The organism is Paenibacillus kyungheensis (genome assembly GCF_028606985.1).
Classification (GTDB): Bacteria; Bacillota; Bacilli; order Paenibacillales; family Paenibacillaceae; genus Saccharibacillus; species Saccharibacillus kyungheensis.
Genome location: NZ_CP117416.1, coordinates 2,477,999 through 2,495,401, shown reverse-complemented (window position 1 = coordinate 2,495,401; position 17,403 = coordinate 2,477,999). Strand labels below are relative to the sequence as shown.

Here is a 17,403-nt window from a genome sequence, read left to right as displayed (position 1 = left end):
TATTCTTTTTAAAATGGCTTTGTCTGATTATACTGTTCTACTAATTGTTCTAACGAATATTGCCCGCTTTGAATATGATCAAACAGTTCTAAAAAATATTTATCTTGTACATCCATTTCTCTTCCTTTGTCCACATCCATAAAACTGCGAATTTGTGCACCATTGCCGTACATCACTACGATTTGAGATTGTTCATGTTCTAACGCTTGTTGTAGTGCATGTATAGCTGTGGAATGATCGATAGGAAACATTCCAGACATTTGCTTCATCGAAGAAGTACTTTGTGTGTCCATCTGCATTCCTCCTTCTTCCCAAAGAGGCCAGTTTACAGATAGTGTATGACCTGTTCGCTTGGCGGTATAGACCAATTTATTCCGATAATGAGCATATTGATCCATAAAAGCATTCGCTGTTGCGTAATCGCTCTGTCCTATATTGCCGAGAACACCTGCTAGAGATGAGAAAAGAACAAAGAAATCCAACTCAAATGATTGACTGTATTGATCTAAATATAGAGTTCCATTCACTTTGGCTGCTAATACATGGTTCCATTCTTCAGGCGTTTTTCTAATCATAAAGCTATCTTTTAACACACCTGCACTGTGTATGATTCCATTTAATTGACCGAATTCCATGCGTATCGTGTTCATCAATGCAGATACTTCTTCTTTATTAGCAATATCAGATACATAATAAAAAGCTTGAGCGCCATACGCTTGCAATGTATCTAATTTGATCTGAATATCTTTATCTAATCTAGAGCGACCTGTCATAATCAAAATCGGCTCTGTAACTGTTTGTGCTATATCTTGCGCAATCAGATAACCGATTCCTCCCATTCCGCCTGTAATTAAATAGACATTTCGATCTTTCCATGCCTGTTTTACAGAGGTGGCGTTAGGAACAAATTCTTGCCATGTTGAAATATATCTTTGATGATTATGATAAGAAATATGCGTATCTCCTGCACTATCTCTACATTCACATAATTTGTCTACTGGATGAAAAGCAGCAGCTAAAGCGTCTAATTCTATCATCTGTACAATCAACTGCGGCTTTTCTAACTCTGCTGTTTTTAACATAGCTGAAAGCGCAGTATACAGTTGATAGTCTTGGTCATTCACAACCACTAATTGCACCAGAATAGAACCTTCCGGCTTGGACTGCAACAGTTGTTGAACTTGAGTAAATGCTTCTAAAGCTGTTTTTCCAAATCGTTGTTCTAACGGTAGACTTTCATGACAACCAAGCTGGATACATAATGCTTCAGGAAGTTCTTGTCGAACCTGTTCAGCTATATGTGCAGAAGGACTACAGATCATAATCATATGTTGCTGAAATGAAATTTCAGGTACTGTGACGATATCTTGCTCCAACCATTCGGGTACTAACATTACAGTTTCTTTAGGATATGATGAAGCTTCAGAATATTCTAAACGTTTGCTGGTAAATCCTTTTAGACTGGCACAGATTTCTCCATTTTCATGACAAATATCAATATCTAATTTCTGTACTTTATCCATCGGATCACTTCCTTCGCTATAACGAATATAAGACCACATCGATGTAGAACATGCACTAAATATCCGAATCTGCTCCAATGCAAATGGCAATCGTGGACGATTTGGCATAGGTGCTGACGTATTATCACTGAAGATCAGACCGATCGAAGCTTGCAATGCTCCATCCATCATACTTGGATGCAGAACATAGGAAGAAAAAGAATCTTCCAGCGTTGCAGGTAGATTCAATCTGGCTAGAACACCTTTTGTACCTAGTTGTAAAGAAGTAATACTTTGCAAGCGATCTCCATAATGCAGACCCATCTGCTCAAACTGCTTATAACATGTAGATGGTAGAATCTCTTCTGTCATAGACTGTTGAATATGAGATAAATCGAGTCCCGGTGCATCTATTAAAGATGATTTGATCGCTCTACCCTGACTATGAATCGTTCTTGCAGTATCTTTTTCTGTATACACTTCATATTGAATATGATTTTCATCTTCTGCATATAACGCAACATGCACAGCTAACTCTATTTCTTCTATACGAATTGGTGTTGCCCAGATTATATTTTCTAACGACCACATACTATGATCTAATGATGCACTTGTTGATTGCGCAATCGCTTCGCGAACCATTTCCAAATAAGCCACTCCTGGCAAAATGGAGGCTTCGTTCACTATATGATCTGCGAAGAAAAACTCTTGACCACTGAATATAGATGTAAATCGTTGCTCTGATAATTGAGAAGTATTGCGATGTAACAAAGGATGCAAAGCCGTATGATGCATTACTTTTCCTTCATTTAAAAGCCTCTTTTGCTCTGGTAGCGATGTATTCATCTGTGCAGGCGCTAACCAATATTTTTCTTTTGCAAAAGGATACGCAGGTAAATGAATGATATGGCTTGTGACATAATGATTGAGCTTGTTCCATCTAATCGGTGCACCTTGTATCCATAATTTTAAAAGAACATCATACTGACCCTGTAAATAATGCTCATTGACGATCTGTTGCATATGTTCTTCAGAGTCAAAAACAGACGTAATATCAAATAAACGTTTCACAGTCCCTTGATAATTATGAGTACTAGTATCCTCAGGTTGTTGAATAAAAGATGATAATTTTTCTTTCAAATCCGCTATTGAGTGTACAATCCAACCTATACGCTCTTCCATCGCTTCTCTACCCACTTGCAGAGTATAAGCAATATCTGCTAATGAAGGCTCAGACGATACAGTGCTCTCTACAAAAGCAAGTAATTGATGAGCACGTTCAATCAATTGCTCTGACTGACGAGCAGACAATACAATCATTGCTGGCTGAACATCAATAGGTTCGGACTGTGGTTTTTTCTCAGTCTGCTGTGCGATATATTCTTCTAAAATGACATGCGCGTTAGATCCGCCTGCACCAAAAGAAGAAATTCCAGCAATACGCGGCACTTCTTTTAATTGACTATTGATATGAATATGCGGTCTTTTCCAATCTGACAAATGTTGCTGAACAACAAAAGGCGTCTGCGCAAATGGAATCTCTGGATTAAGTGTACTGGCATGTAATGTAGGCACTATTTTTTGATGTTTCATTTGCAAAATAATTTTGGTCACTCCTGCAATACCTGCCGCTGATTCAAGATGTCCCATATTGCTTTTGACAGAACCGATTGCACAATATTGTTGCTCTTGAGTATCTATACGAAATGCTTTGGTTAAGCCGGATACTTCAATAGGATCACCTAGTGATGTACCTGTACCATGCGCTTCAATATAACTAATCTCCTCGGCATGAATGCCTGCTTGATCCATCGTATCGCGAATCAGATTAGCTTGAGCTGTCGGATTAGGAACCATATATCCATTGGTTTTGCCACCATGATTAATACCTGTTCCGCGAATAATAGCGTGAATCGCATCTCCATCTGCTATAGCTTTTGAAAGTGGCTTGAGTAGCAATACCCCTACACCTTCGCCCGGTACAAATCCATCGGCTTGCTCTGCAAAACTTTTGCATTTATGATCTGCTGCCAGCATCTGTTGAGCACATAGACCAATATAATTAGATGGATGCAGATATAGGTTCACCCCTCCAGCAATCGCTAATTCGCAAGCTCCACTACGTATACTTTCACAAGCTTCGTGAATTGCTGTTAACGAAGAAGAACACATCGTATCTACAGGCTTACTAGGACCATGGAGGTCGAGCAAATATGATACCCGATTCGCTACCGAGCTAAATGAAGTCATTGGAAATAAATCACTTCCCTGCTTCCATAGCTCTGGCCCGTACAAGTTATAGCCTGTTTTGGTAATACCCGCGAATACACCGACTTTGCTGTGATAGTGTTCTGCCAGCTTTTGCCTAGTATGCCCGGCATCTTCTAACGATTCCCATACAGATTGTAGAAAAATGCGTTCCTGTGGGTCCATATTGATTGCTTCTCGTGGCGATAGCTTGAAAAACAAAGGATCAAAATCTGCAAATCCATTGATAAATCCGCCCCATTTGCTATAACTTTGTCCTTGAGCTGCTGCACGCTTACGATCAGCATTATAAAATCCTTCGATAGACCAGCGTTCTTCAGGTATTTCACTAATACAATCTATTCCATGTTCAAGGTTGTACCAGTATTGTTCCAAATTATCCGCTTGTGGATAGCGTCCACTCATACCAATAATCGCTATCGGCTCTTGTTGCGATATCGATGGAATGGGTTGAACTGAAACCACTGATTGGGATATAGATGATGCTATTGGTTCCGATACTGTTGGTTCTGGTTCTATTGATTCTGTTACTTTTACTTCTTGTACAGGCATTTTTAATGGACGATACTTTTTATCCGAGATCACTTGAGAGCTATCGTTAGTGAACGATGCAGTTGCAGATACGGTTGTTGCAAGAGACGGCTTAATCTCCAATAATTCAATGAGTTGTTGCTGATGTTCTTTTATAAAATACTGGATAAGCGCTGCCAAAGACTGATGTTCAAAAAACAAAGTGCTACTAATCGGATCGAAATGTTTACGAAGCTTATTAGTTAACTGCACTATCAATATAGAATCAATCCCGTATTTCTCTAGCGGCTCTGAGATATCAATCTGTTCATAAGGAAGCTTGACCAGTTCCCCAATTAATTGCTGAAAATAAGGCTTACTGTGTTGCAGTAGCATTTCTTCAGTAATCGGTTCTGGAGTAGCTGGCTTAGCACTCACATAAATCTTTTCTTGCTTTTGTTCTTGTGAATCATAGATATCTTTGGCTGTAGATATCGTATCTATAGTCTGGACTTGTTCCTCTGCCTTGTGATTTTTACTGTCATATATAGCATTACTTGATTGAGATCGTGGTAACCGAATCAATCCATGGCTAGCTGCTACAACAATTTGTTGTCCTAACGGTTCAGCATATTGTGCAGGGAATGTCACTGTATGAAAACCTGTATATTCAAGGGTTTTACGCCAGTGATGTTGATCTAGTACAGGTGATCCTGGAATACGTATAAAAGCATCTTCATACATCCACCAACCTTCTAACAATCCAAAAGTAAGATGACTAAACAATGTGCTACGATTGAGTTCATTTAACAATAACAATCCATTCTGTTTTAGAAGAGAATGAATATGTTTGGATGTACGTTTAATATTTTGTGTAGCATGTAGCACATTTGCAGCAATAACGATATCATAGCTACCTATTGCTAGTGATTGTTCTTGCGCTGGTTTTTCAACATTAAAGAGCTGATAGTTAAGATAAGGATAATCTTGACCAAACATCATTTCTGCTCGATTCAAAAAAGCCTTCGACAGATCTGTATATGCATATTCTGCAATAGAATCTGTATAAGGCTTTAATTTTTTCAAGACGATAGCACTTGTTCCTCCGGTACCTGCTCCTGCTTCCAAGATACGAATAGACGCAGATGGATCATTTTGCAATCTTATTTGAATATAAGACACAATGGTATCTGCTAGCTTTTCGTTAAAATAATCTGCAACCGCATTGTTTTTGTACAAATTCTCAAGTAAAGACATCGAAGCATCCGGGAACATAATATCTGTAGCTAACACCTTACCCTGAATAATATCGGGAAGATGCTTTAACATCGTATCTACCAATACCACTTGTGCTTGTAGATCAGGATGCTGACTCCATACTTCTTTTCTCTGTTGCCATTGATTCCACATCTGTTCAGTAGCTCCATAGGAATCATCTATATTTTTTTGTTTTAATATCCATCGACTGCTTTCTAACCAGCATTCATATATAGGCATAATATTATCATTATGCTCCAAACACTGTGCCTGTTGTAACTGAACATACAATAGATGCGCTAACAACGTTTCTAATTCTCGATCAAATATTTGCATCGTTTGTATCAGAGAATTCACTTTAGAATCATCCGTATGACCACGTTGTAATGACTCTATAGCAACAGCTTCTACTTTCGGTGCAATCCATAATTTCTCATCTGAATGTGTATTGAGAACTGCATCCGGTTGAGTCGTATGAATAAAAGCCATATGATCGATAGGATTACCCACTAAATATTCAACAGCTTGCATAGCCTCAGACGGCTCTATAAATCCTATTCCTGATTGTATTAATCGTTGTTTGAAAGCAGAAGGCACTTTCTCCGCAATTCCGATATCGCCCCAGTATCCCCAACTTATAACTTTGATCGGAAATTCAAATACTCTTCTCATCTCGTTCGCAAATGTATCTGTAAAAGTACAACCCGCCGCATAACTACTCTGACCGATCGGCTTACTAAATGAACTCATCGAAGAAAAGAATAGAACAATGTCTAATGATTCTTTTGCAAATACTTGCATCATAGCAAGACTGATATCTATTTTGGCAGACAGACTGGTTTGAAAATGATCTTCTTCCATATGACTCAGGCTAGCATCCATAATTCCTACTGCTGAATGGATAACCCCATTAATCGACGAATACGATTGTTTAATCATTCGGTAAGCTTCTGTTAGGCTTTGTAGATCAGATGCATCAGCAGCGATATAAAGAGGTGCGATTCCCTGCTGACCTAAGCGATCGATTTTGTCTTGAATTTGTGAATTCAGTGGTCGTCTGCCTATCCAGATCATTCGCGCGTTATACGTCTGAATCATATACTGACTCCATACTTCACCAATTCCGCCTGCTCCACCAATAACAACATAGACACCATTCTGTTGAAAATAAGTGGATGATTCGTCTTTGGCATCAACCACCATTAACTGTTGACGATACCACTGATGTTCACGATACATCCATGTATTGCCTTCCTGATCCACAGGTAAAGTCAACACATCATGCGCAACCACATGCATATTTTCTTCCAAATCCACATGGTGGATATTCCAATTTGAATATTCTTTGGCCATAGAACCGACCAGACCTGCAATCCCTGCATGTTCTGCATAAGCCTTTTCTGCTATGGATAAGGATTGCGTCTGTGCAGTCACAATAGTCCATGATAGATCTTTTTCTCCATATCCTAACTGCAACAATGATTTCAATATGCGAAATACTTGTAATATTCCTTTGGCAGGTTGCTGTAGAGGCACATGTAAAAGATCAAGTTGAACAGTATTAGATACAGACCATACGATATGATCGATTGCAGGTTCTTTTTCTAACAGAGCAACGATCTGCTCGACATCGGCATCTATTGCTAATTGTGCATATCGGATATGCGGATAATCCTGAATGAGATTCAACCACAATGTTGGAGTCTCTCCTATGCATAGAATATGTGTTGAAGACTCCATATGAGAGGCTGTATATTCAGGAATAACATTATCCCATACAGGATATTGCATCAATGCACCGACAGGTGGAGCGCTATCAGTATGCTGTAGCTGATCTTGATTAGGGCTTAAATGAATAATATTCAGACCTTTAATCTCAATACAGATCTGTCCGTGTTCATTGCAGATATCAATATCTACTTTGTCCAAAGAACTCTGCTGTTCTACCGTATCTTGATAACGTACCCAGACCCACATTGTAGATGTACAAGGTTGATATATGTTCATTTGATCCAAAGCAAATGGAGTCACCGATTCATACCCTAGTGAAGGTAATCCGATACATGCTTGAATAGCGGCATCCATCATACTTGGATGTAATATATATTGTTCTGCTGTATGTGATACGGTTGATGGCAATAACAATTGAGCGATCGCTTGCTGATGCCCGGTATAGATATTTTGTATAGCTTGTTGAGCAGGGCCATACGAGAGTCCTACTTGTTGGAAAGAATCATAACATTCTGCTGCTGTAATCATGTGCTGATCACAACTTTCTAGAAGAGCAGCAATATTGATTTCTTTGTATCCTTTTTCAGTTGGAACAACTGTTACTGTTCCCTGACTATACAGAGTAGTTAGCATATCTTCTTGCTGACTATAAATTTCATAATTCAGTAGCTGATTCTCTTGCGGGATCAACTGAATATGAATCTGTACAGGTTGCTGATCTACAGCTATCGGACGTATCCAGTTTACATTTTGCAAAACAATTATCGATAGATCGTGCTTAGTAAGTTCCATCGCTTGTACGACAGAAGCCCGTACCATTTCCAAGTAAGCAACACCCGGTAAGATCTTCTGACCTTTAATCACATGATCCTTCAGGAAAAATTCTTCTCCTGTAAATGTAGATGTGAATCTCTGCTGAGTCAGTGTAGATGTATTATGATGAAGCAATGGATGGATCATATGCATATGGGATGAATTGGCTATCGCATATGAATTAGAATCTACTTTTGATCGGTTAGGAATCCAATACCGTTTACGTTCAAAAGCATAGGTCGGCAAACTAATTCGTTGTAATGAACGATGGGTATACAAGGTTGACCAATCAATATCCATCCCTTTTACCCATAGTTTTAACAACTTATGATATTTGCCTTTTTCGAGCCAGCGTTGTACTGTTTCTTGCATATCTTCATCTGCTGTTAGAAATTCAAGCACTTCCTGATCCCGTTTAACTTGTCCAGTATAAATGTCATCGTTCCATGAAGAATCATCTTGCTCAATATACTTATTTAATAGAGTGACAAGTTCGTTGATCGAAGATACACGCATAGCCAACCTTTCTTCCATCGCTTCTCTACCGACTTGCAATGTGTAAGCAATCCGCTCTAACTCATGATCAGTATATTGATCAGACTGCATAGCTGTTCGTAATTGCTTGGCTTGTTCTCGTAAACGTTGTTCAGTTCGTGCAGATAATACAATACATACTGGTTCTTCATATCTAGTTGCTATAACTTGATCTGTAGAAGAAGGTATATACTCTTCCACCAATACATGAGTATTCACACCGCCAAATCCAAACGAACTAACTCCTGCTCGACGTGGCAATATATTTCCTTCTTGATCCTCTAAAGGTGTCCACGGTCGGTTTGTATCCACCACATAAAATGGACTCTGATCTAATTGGATATAAGGATTTAGCTGTTCAAAATGTACTGTTTTTACCAGTGTTTTATATTTCATTTGCAATAATACTTTAATGATTCCTGCAATACCGGCTGCTAATTCCAAATGTCCAATATTGGTCTTGATAGATCCTAATCCGCATGTGGCTGTATTCAGCGTAACATCATAACCTAATTCATTAAATGCCATTTTCAGACCATTGATCTCAATCGGATCACCTAGTGGAGTACCTGTTCCATGAGCTTCAATATAGCTGATCGTTGCTGGATCAATATGAGCACGACTATAGACTGATTTGATCAAATCGGCTTGAGCTCTTGGATTAGGTGCAGTCAACGAGGTAGCTCTTCCACCATGATTTTCATTTGTACCACGAATCAATCCATAAATATGATCGCCTGCTTGCTCGGCATCTTTTAAGCGTTTGACAAAAATCATTCCTACGCCTTCTCCGCGCACATAACCGTTAACTTGATCCGAAAATGTTTTGCAACGACCATCCTGACTTAACATGCCTGCTTTGTTAAAGCTAATATGGTAATCAGGATCAAGAATAGTGTTGACTCCACCTACTACTGCGGTATCACAATCTCCATTATGAATCGCTTGTACCGCTCGATGAAGAGCTACAAGAGAACTTGAACATGCTGTTTCGATAGGTTCACTCGGGCCATTTACATTTAGAAAAAAGCTCATTCGATTCGGTCCTACAGATGACACACTACCTGTCGATGAATATCCTTCAATCTCTGTATCTGCTTGAGACAGAAGATGACTATATCCACTATTAGCAGTACCTACAAAAATCCCCATTTTGCTACCAGACAGACTAGAAGGCGCATAACCTGCATCTTCTATCGCTTTCCAGATATACATCATCATTAGACGCTGTTGTGGGTCCATTAATTCTGCTTCACGAGGAGAAATGCCAAAAAACATCGGATCAAAGTCGGCTACTCCGTCTATAAAACTTCCCCATTTGATATTCGTTTTGTTCTTTTCTTGATACGGGTCACCATAATAAGCTTTCCAATCCCAACGATCCGCAGGAATCTCGGAAATACAATCTTTACCTTCTATTAAATTTTCCCAGAGTTCATGAATATCGTCTGCCATCGGGAATCTACCACTTATCCCTATAATCGCTACAGGGTCTGGACTTTGATCTGTTTCTGTAGAAGAGACAGGTTCATGTACTGGCTCTGCTGGCTTTTGAAAACGTGAGCGTGCTTGAGCAATTGCCTCACTCTTGGTCGATTTCACTTCTTGGTCAAGTTCGGTATTTACTACTTTCGCCGAATCCGAAGCACTATCGACTTTTCTTTGAACATTTGGCATCAATATAGATGTTAACTGTTCGGAATACGCAGTTATCAAATGTCTGGCTAATGTATAAATAGTTGAATACTCGAAAAAGACAGTTGGCGTTAGGTCCAATTGATATTTATCATTTAACTGGTTCGAGAAGTCTGTAAATGAGATCGAATCAAATCCATATTCACTTAACTCGACATCAGGATAAATGTCTTTCGGACTTACTTTCAGCATATGAGAAACGATATGAATTAGAGCAGACTGCATTTTCTCAATCAATACAGTCTGGTGGGTTTCAATTGTTTTAGCGCTAGATTGATCCAGTATAGATGTATCTTGATCATTATGCGGAATAGTAGCCGGATTCTGCTTCGTTAATCGTTTTGATCTAACAGGTTGTAATAGCGATTGAAACTTATCCGTATCGCCATGCATTACGACAACCTGATCTTGTTGACTTTGCATCGCTTGATAAAATAACTGCATACCTGTAGCAGTATCCATAGGGATCATACCTAGTTTGTTTTGAATTCGTGTACGTTCTGCCGTATTTACCTGCATACCTCCATCTTCCCAGAGCGGAAAGTTAAGCGATAATGTCTTACCTGAGCGCTGTTGATAGATTACTTTGCGATTACGCTCGGAAGCAAATAAATCCATAAAAGCATTCGCCGCTGCATAATCAGCTTGACCGGTATTGCCTATCACTGAAGCTAAAGAAGAGAACAGCACAAAAAAATCAAGTTGCATCTCTGCGCTGACTTGATCTAGTAATAATGTTCCTTTAACTTTAGGAGCCAATACTTCTTCGATTTCTTCGTTTACTTTGTGCTGGATATAATGATCTCGATGTACACCTGCACTATGAATAATGCCATGTAGATTTCCGCAGATCGAGCGAATTTGATACATCATAGTATTCACATCTTCTGCTATCGTAATGTCTGCTACGATATAGTGAATTTGAGCTTGATGATCTTGTAATTGGTCTAACTTTTCTTGCATCACATGATCTAGCGGTGAACGCCCTACAATAATAATCGTTGCTTGATGCGTCTGTTGAATAATCTCCTGCGCAAAAATAAATCCAAGACCGCCAAGGCCTCCTGTAATTAAATAATGACCCTGATCTTTCCATAGAATCTGTGGAGATTTGGATAATGAAGATTCCCACTTCTTCCAATCACGTACATAACGAATCTGATCTTCATAACGTACAATTGCAACCGACTCATGACGATTTTGTTTGATTTTGCTTGTTATGCCTGTAGCTATTTCTTGAAGGTTCATTTGAATACATTGGGCTTGCAACTTGCTGTATTCTTGTTGAGCCGTCTGTAGTGTCGCAGCTAACCCAAGTAACATCTGATACTTTTCTCTATCAGGTACGATCAGTTGAAGCAATACCTTTTCGGAAGAAGTAGACAGCGATTGTTTGAGCAGGTCTATCAGTTGCAAAGTACAACTTGTAAATAAATGAGCACTCTGTTCTTCTTCAGTGAGATAGGTAACCTCTTCTTCTTGTAAAATAACACAGTGTACATCTGGCAGCTGTGTACGAATCTCCTCATATCGGGCAGCAAAAGGTGGAGATAATACTACGATATGATGAATATTTTTATCATTATGAACAGAATCTTGTAAGTCGGATATGACTGGATATTCTGTCCAAGTTGGTGTTAGTAATACAGAATCATGATGATGTGAAGAAGCTGTTACTGTATGCTCTAATGTTCTAGCCGTAAATCCATGAAAACGAACACAGACATTACCTTCATCGTCACACAGATCAATATCCAATTTATGAACTTTATCATTCGCTGTACTGCCAGCACTATATCTTGCCAATACCCACATTTCTGAAAGACATGGCTGAAATATCTCTAACTTCTGCAATGTAAATGGAAGTGTAGATTTGCCTTGATATGCCGGATTGCTTACCGTTCCTATCGTATAGCCTATCGCTACTTGTAAAGCAGAATCCATCATACTAGGATGCAATTGATATGATTCTTGATCAGGTAACTGACTCACAGGCATTTTAAGGCGCGCCAACACGTCATGATCATTTGTTGCTTTTGTATAGACGACTTCTATTCCTTTTAAGCTGTTCCCTAATGCTATTCCATTTTTCTGTGATTGCTCATAAAATTGATTAGCACTTATAGGACTGATTGAATACTGATGTTGCAGATCAGCAATGTCTATAGCTACAGGCTGTGTATTGTCTATAATAGATGCTGATCCTTGACTGTATACAAGGCGCTCTCTATTGGCTGTTGCATCGCTATAAATCTCAAAAGACAGTTCGCCATTGGATTCGACATATAGATCAATATGAGCTATGAACGGCTCGACTTCCAAACGTAAAGGACTGGCCCACACGATATTTTTAAGTTGCATTATTTGATCTTCAGCAATTCCACCTACTGCTTCTGTAATAGCTATGCGTATCCATTCTAGATGCGCAACGCCTGGTAAGACTTTATCGCCTTGTACAATATGATCCCGGAAAAAGAACTCATTGCCTGTAAAGGTAGAACTATATTTTTGTTGTTGCAAGTCTGACGTATTTCGGTGCATCAATGGATGAATAGATTCAACAACTACCGCTTGAGAAGAGGTGAAGCCTTTTTGTTGTGAAGGCGTAGTCGGAATCCAGTATTGATTTTTGGCAAACGGATATGTTGGCAGTGGTATTCGTTGTTGTTCTTTTTTCACAAAAATATCGCCCATATTACCATCATATCCTTGTATAAATACTTCTTTTACAGCGGATAGATATTCAAGATAAGAAGGATCTTGTCTATCTTGTTGACACTTCTGAATACAGTCTTCTGCATACTTTTTGAATGACAGCTGTTCACGGTTTTCACTTCGGTTCACTTGCCCAACAGTTACCTGAGAAGATTGTCCTTGCTCTACCCATTGCTGTAGACATGTAGTCAATTCTTGCTGACTGTGAATAATACAAGCCAAACGGTGATTTAAATGCTGTCTACCACTCAATAACGTATAACTAATCGCAGCACAATCTGCTGTGTGATTTATATTCCAATATAGTAATTGTTGTGCTTGTAAGCGTAATTGTTGCTCGGTACGCGCAGATAATACGATCAGATATCCAGCTTTGGATACTGGAGAGGGTTGCAAATGCTGCGGTGCTTCTTCGATCACCATATGAGCATTCGTTCCGCTAAATCCAAATGAGCTAATCGCCGCACGTCGCACTTGACCGCTCGGAACTTCCCAATCTTTGGTCGCTGTATTTACATAAAAAGGGCTATCTGCAAAAGATATACCCGGATTACCATGTTCCAAATGTAAAGAAGCTGGAATTTGTTTGTTTTTCAGTGATAGCACTATTTTGAGAACACCGGCAATACCTGCTGCTGTCGCCAAATGTCCGATATTGGTTTTGATAGAACCGATTGCGCAATATTGTTGCTCATTTGTATAGGCGCTAAAAGATTTTGTTAATGCTTGATATTCAATAGGATCGCCTAACTTAGTTCCAGTACCATGAGCTTCTACCATTTGAATATGAGCTGGATTAATAGCAAAAGAATCATAGACTTGTTGTTCTAATCTAGTCTGAGATTTGGAACTTGGTGCTGTTATTCCATTAGTTGTACCATCTTGATTGATTCCACTTCCCTGTATTACACCATAGATATGATCTCCATCATCTATCGCTTCTTGCAGACGTTTTAATACTATCGTGCCTGCTCCTTCTCCGGGAACAAACCCGTCTGCTCTCTCATCAAATGTATGACATTTTCCTTGAATAGATAACATACCTGCCCGATTAGAATCGAGATAAAATTGAGGTGTAGATTGGAGAAAGACACCACCGGCTAATGCCATATTAATTTCATTTCCCCATAACGCCTGACAAGCCAAATGAATCGCAACTAATGAGCTAGAACAAGCTGTATCTACAGCAATAGCAGGCCCTTGCAAGTCCAAGTAATAAGCAATACGTGCAGGGATAATAGACCCTGCTTTGCCCCAAAACGATTGAGGTGGTGGATTTTCACCAACTAATGTCTGATAATCACTGCTAGTGCAACCTACATAAACACCGCATTTTTGCCCTTTGATCGAATGACCTGCATAACCTGCATCTTCTAAAGCTTTCCATGATTCCTCTAAAAAAATACGTTGCTGCGGGTCCATATAAATTGCTTCTTGCCCTGAAATATTAAAAAATAGCGGATCAAATGTACTGATATCATCTAAAAAGCTACCTTGATCACAATATTGTTTATCTTTATCGTAATAGCTAGATAAATCCCACCGAGATACACTTTGAATCAGATCTGTTCCTTGTTGTAAATGTTCCCACAATTCATCAGGAGTATTACAACCTGCAAAACGTCCACTGATCCCTATAATCGCTATAGGTTCGCGTGAGTTTCGATCCTGATTGGAAGACGGCACTGGATCATTCTGTGGCGAACCTTGATATTGCCATTCTTCTGGAATCGTAACTACAATTTTGCCGATATTTTCGCGATTTTCAATATTCCGATAAGCTGCTTGTAATTGATCAAATCTAAATAGTTGACCGATATGAGGAACTATCACTCCTTTTTCGATCCAATCTACCATTTCCTGATAATAATCGACTAATCGTTCAGGTTGCTCTAAGCTTAATTTTCTCAAGTCCAAGCTATAAAAAGATTGATTCGATCCCATCTGAGAAAGATCAATCGCTTTGGCACTTTTCAAAGCAGTCATCGCGATTTCGATATAACTTCCATTGGAAGCCAGACTATTTAATCCTTTTTGCAAAGCATCGCCAGATAAAGTGTTCAGAATCATATCAACGCCTTGACCATTGGTAAGCTGTCTAATCTGTTGTTCAAAATCAACTTCTCTATAATTGATCACATGATCTACACCGATCGATAATAGATAATCCAACTTGTGCTGTGAACCTGCTGTGGCATAGATTTCAGCTCCATAGTGTTTAGCTAGCTGAATAGCGATCAGTCCGACTCCGCCAGTAGCAGTCTGAATTAATATCCGTTGTTTTGGCTTGATCTGTACTTTACGAAAAGCAGCAATAACTGTCATCGCTACAACCGGTAAAGAACAAGCTTCAGCAAAAGAAAGAGCTGCTGGTTTGACAAATACTTGAGATGCTTTACATGTAATAGCTGTTGCATGTGCACCCATATGTTCACTCGCAAAAAAGACAACTTCTTCTCCAGCACGAATATGTGTAACACGATCACCAACATCAACCACAATTCCAGATGCTTCAAAGCCAGGAGTAAATGGATAAGGAGGCATCGTAGGATACATCCCTTTTACACTTAATAAATCACCAAAATTTAAAGAAAACGCGCGTACAGCGATACGAACTTCATCTTCTTTAAGTGCTGGTACTTCCTGTGCTTGAATAGATAATTCTTGGATATCGGACGGTCGGTGAAGTACAACTTGATAAAAAGATGAAGCAGAAACATTCTGAGCTTTGGTATAATTCTCTGAAAATGTATGATGTTCAGACGAAAAATGATCGGTATTGGAATCTTTTAACGTTTCGATAGGCGTATCCAATTTTTGAGGTGTTGTATTCTTTTCAATCGTTGGTACCTGTTTATTCTCTTCAGACGATTCTTTTATAGTCTGTAGCATTTGTTTGAAATGATCCGAATATTCTTCTAGCAAATACTCTACTAACAAATCAACATTGTTATAGTCAAACAATACCGTAGTCTGTAGAGATAATTGTCCTCGCTTATTGATTACATTTACCAAGTGCACAGCAATAATAGAATCAACACCATATTCAGCAAAACTACGATTATTCTGGATGCGATCGATACTTATTTTGAGATCTTCTGCTATACTTCCACGCACGATATCACTAACAAAATCCAATACAGACTGATCGGTTACAGCGTTAATATCAGCATGTTCTTCAGGTTGTTGTATTGGAATATGTTGTTGTGATGGATTTAGAGGTACATCCACCTCTGGTATTGTATGTTTAGTATGAATAACAATTCCATCGCTTTGAGAAGCAATTACCTGTTGCTTGAACATAAGAGCTTCTGAGGCAGGATATGTAATCGAATGAAAACCTTCGCGTTTTAATATTTTTTTCCAGGAATCTGCGGATAATGCAGGTGAACCGCTAATACGCAAAGCTTCATCTTCATAAGCCCACCAACCTTCCAGTAGTCCAAATGTGAGATGATTGATTAATGATTTATCTGTGATTTCATTCACAAGTAACATCCCATTTTTCTTGAGCGCTGTTTTCACAGTTTGTAACGTATGACGAATATTTTTTGTCGTATGCAGAACATTGCTGGCAATAATCAGATCATATGCGCCTAGATCTACATCCTGACTAGCAAATGACTTTTTCAAATCAATAATTTGATAGTTCAAATAAGGAACAGATGGGCCATATTTTTGTTCTGCATGCATCAGAAAGGCTTTTGAAATATCACTGTAAACATATTCCTGTATATGATGTTCCCATACTTTTAAATGTTCAAACACCACTTCACTTGTTCCGCCTGTACCTGCCCCGATTTCTAAAATGCGTACTTTTTTGCCAGCTTGTGCACATTTCTCAACATAGGTAGACACAGACTCTGCCAGTACAGTATTAAAATAATCCGCAGTCGAATGATATTTGTAGATCCCTTCTACCAGATGCATAGATGATTCAGGAAACATAATTTCTGTAGCTAATTTTTCTCCCTGCAAAATCGAAGGCAAACTTCGTAACATGCGGTCTACTAGCTTTACTTGCGCTTGAAGATCAGGATTTTGTAACCAGCTTGTCAGTTGTTGATCCCATTTCTCCCAATAGGTATTGACCATCTGTTTATATAAGTTCGTATCGATTAAACGATCGGTAGCAACAGGCAAAAATTGAACTTTCGCTTGAAGCATAGTCATACTTTCGGCTAACCATTTAGGATAAAACGATAGTGTTCCTTTTTTCCAGACAAAATCTTTATCCAAGCAGCCTACAGCATGCAATTGACACCATAATAATTGGATTAAAAGCTCATTGACAGCTTCCATTTGTTGATTCGCTGATTCCATCATCTTGAAGTTTTTCATGTCTGAGCACTCCTTTTTATTGCAACCCAAACAAAAC

General features: G+C 38.9%; 1 protein-coding gene. It reads right to left on the bottom strand.

The features are described 5' to 3' along the window. Positions 1-8 precede the first annotated feature (8 nt). A complete protein-coding gene (locus PQ456_RS10860; protein WP_273616147.1) occupies positions 9-17,366 on the bottom strand; it encodes an SDR family NAD(P)-dependent oxidoreductase in 17,358 nt (5,785 codons plus the stop codon). Positions 17,367-17,403 lie beyond the last annotated feature (37 nt).

Excerpts from the sequence above, each read along its gene's own strand:
- PQ456_RS10860 (WP_273616147.1), bottom strand. The coding sequence starts at position 17,366 with ATGAAAAACTTCAAGATGATGGAATCAGCGAATCAACAAATGGAAGCT.